This window comes from Streptomyces sp. SID11385 (genome assembly GCF_010548245.1).
Lineage (GTDB): Bacteria > Actinomycetota > Actinomycetes > Streptomycetales > Streptomycetaceae > Streptomyces.
On record NZ_JAAGLR010000475.1, the window covers coordinates 1 to 2,709 of the forward strand.

Sequence of the window (2,709 nt, forward strand, 5' to 3'; positions counted from 1 at the left end):
GCTGCGGGTGCCGGTCGGCGCGATGACGGCGACGGCGCTGGAGCTGCCGTTCGTCCGGCGGCGCCGCGGTGACTGACACGAGCGGACAGGGAGCGCGGGCATGACGGTTTCAGGAGTGCGGCGCGGGCGCGACCGGCGGGCCGTGGTACTGCCGGGGCCGCAGGGGCGGGCGTGGGCGGGTGCGCGGCAGCCCTCGGTGGTCGTGCTGGGGGGCGGGATCGCGGGGCTCGCGGCGGCGACGGGGCTCGCGGAGCGCGGCGTACGGGTAACGGTCCTTGAGCGGGAGCCGGTGCTCGGCGGGCGGCTCGCGGGGTGGTCGACGCGGCTCGCGGACGGCTCCGAGGTGACGATGAGCCGGGGGTTCCACGCGTTCTTCCGGCAGTACTACAACCTGCGGGGCCTGCTGCGGCGCACCGATCCCGGGTTGCGGGGGCTGCGCGGGCTGCCGGACTATCCGCTCCTGCACGCGCGGGGGCTGACGGACGGTTTCCGCCGGGTGCCGCGCACGCCGCCGTGGAGCGCGCTCGGGTTCGTGGCGCTGAGCCCGTCGTTCGGCGCGCGCGATCTCCTCGGGATGGCGCCGCGCGAGGCGCTGCCCTTGCTGGACGTGCGGGTGCCGGAGGTGTACGAGCGGCTGGACGGGGTCAGCGCGGCGGACTTCCTCGCCCGGGTGCGTTTCCCGGAGGACGCGCGGCACTTGGCGTTCGAGGTGTTCTCTCGGAGCTTCTTCGCCGATCCGGCGGAGCTGTCGGCGGCCGAGCTGGTGCTGATGTTCCACATCTACTTCCTCGGCTCCTCGGAGGGGCTGCTCTTCGACGTGCCGACCGAGCCGTATCCGCGGGCGCTGTGGGAACCGCTCGCCGGCTACCTGGAGAAGCTGGGCGCTCGGGTGCGTACGGGGACGGGTGCCGAGGCGGTGGAGCCGGCGCCGGAGGGCCGCAAGCGGGTGCTGACCGGTGACGGCGCGATCGAGGCGGACGCCGTGGTCCTCGCGCTGGACACGGGCGGGTTGCGGCGGCTCGTCGCGGCGTCACCCGGTCTCGGGGACGCGCGGTGGCGGGCGGGCATCGGCCGGCTGCGGACGGCGCCGCCCTTCCTCGTGAGCCGGTTGTGGCTGCGGGAGCCGGTGGCGGCGGAGCGGCCGGGGTTCCTCGGGACGAGCGGTTTCGGGGGGCTCGACAACGTGAGCGTGCTGGAGCGGTGGGAGGGGGAGGCGAGGCGCTGGGCGGCGCGCACCGGCGGTTCGGTGGTCGAGCTGCACGCGTACGCGGTGGACCCGGCCGCCGACCGGGGTGCCGTCGCGGCTCGGCTGCGGGAGCAGCTCGCGCGGGTGTACCCGGAGACGGCGGGGGTGGCGAGTGTGGACGAGCGGCACGAATGGCGGGCGGACTGCCCGCACTTCCCGGTCGGCTCGTACGCGGACCGGCCGGCGGTGCGCACCCCGGACCCCGCCCTGGTCGTCGCGGGGGACCTGGTGCGTACGGGGCTGCCGGTGGCGCTCATGGAGCGGGCGGCGACCTCGGGGTTCCTCGCCTCGAACGCCTTGCTCTCCGGGTGGGGGCTGCGGGGGCAGACCCTGTGGACGGTGCCGGTACGCGGGCGGTCGGCGGTGCTGCGGGCGCTGGTGGGGGCGGCCGGTCGCTGAGGGGTGCTGCGGGCCTGTACGGGTGCCCGGGCGCTGAGGCGTGCTCTCGCCGGTCAGCCGGGGAAGCGGCCGGTGGAGCGCAGGAGCCAGCGGCGTTCGGCGTAGGCGAGGTCGTCGCGCCACAGGCGGGCGGCGGCGGCGCGTACGAGGGGGCGCAGGGCGGGGGCGGAGCGGCGGGCGAGGGCGAAACCGGGGCGGGGCGAGGTGGCGATGACGGCTTCGGTGACGGCGGTGCGGGGCCGGCCCTGGGGATCGGGGGCGAGGGGGGTGGCGTGGGTCTCGACGACGGAGCCGGCGCCTTCGCCGTCGGTGATGTGCATGACGACGGTGCGGGGTTCGGGTGCGGTGAAGACGGCGCGGACCGGGATGACGGCGCGGCCGGCGACTTTGAAGGAGACGCTGACGCCGAGGGCGTCGTCGTCGGTGCCGGTGACGCGGAGGTCCACGAAGGAGTAGGGGTGGAACCAGGCCCCGTGCCAGGGATCGAGGCGGTTGGCGACGATGTCCTCGACCTCGCAGGTGCCCTCGGTGCGGTAGACGGCGGCGAGTGCTCCGGCGGGCTCGGGGCGTACGGGCAGTACGGGGGCGGGCAGGGGCTCTTCGCCGCCGACGGCGTCGAGACGCACCCAGGTGAGGACGCCGTCGTCGTGGGCGGGGTAGGGCTGCCAGCCGGCGGTGGGGGTGCCGTCGAAGGCGAGGCCGTGCCAGCGGCAGACGAGGGTGCCCGCGCGCAGGGGGCTGTCGCACAGCGGGGCGCCGAGGTGGGGGCAGATCCCGGAGCCCGCCGCGAGGTCTCCCTCCGGCGTGCGCCAGGCGACGACCTCGGTGCCGGCGACGGTGGCTGCGAGGGGGCGGGGCGCGCCGCGGCGGACGGCGGTGGAGGGGCCGAGGACGTACCAGTTGCCGGAGGGCCGCCGCTGGGCGCGGGTGAGGGCGTTGCGGATGAGGGCGGGTCTGGCCTCGCGCCAGGTGGGGCGCATGCGGTCCCAGGGGACGGGGTGCTTGCGCAGCCTCAGCGGGACGCGGGGGCGGGGGGCTGTTCCCGGCACGGGGTGGTCCTCTCG

2 protein-coding genes are annotated in these 2,709 nt (G+C 76.7%); one reads left to right on the top strand and one right to left on the bottom strand.

Annotated elements, in window-relative coordinates; translation table 11 throughout:
- Positions 1 to 100 precede the first annotated feature (100 nt).
- Positions 101 to 1,645, top strand: coding sequence for an NAD(P)/FAD-dependent oxidoreductase (locus tag G3I42_RS14615; protein WP_164286073.1), 1,545 nt, complete (start codon positions 101 to 103; stop codon positions 1,643 to 1,645).
- Between the two features lie 53 nt (positions 1,646 to 1,698).
- Here the strand turns inward: G3I42_RS14615 and G3I42_RS14620 are convergent, their stop codons facing one another.
- Entirely contained in the window at positions 1,699 to 2,694 is a 996-nt protein-coding gene (locus G3I42_RS14620) for a Rieske (2Fe-2S) protein (protein WP_164286075.1), read from the bottom strand.
- Between the last annotated feature and the right edge of the window lie 15 nt (positions 2,695 to 2,709).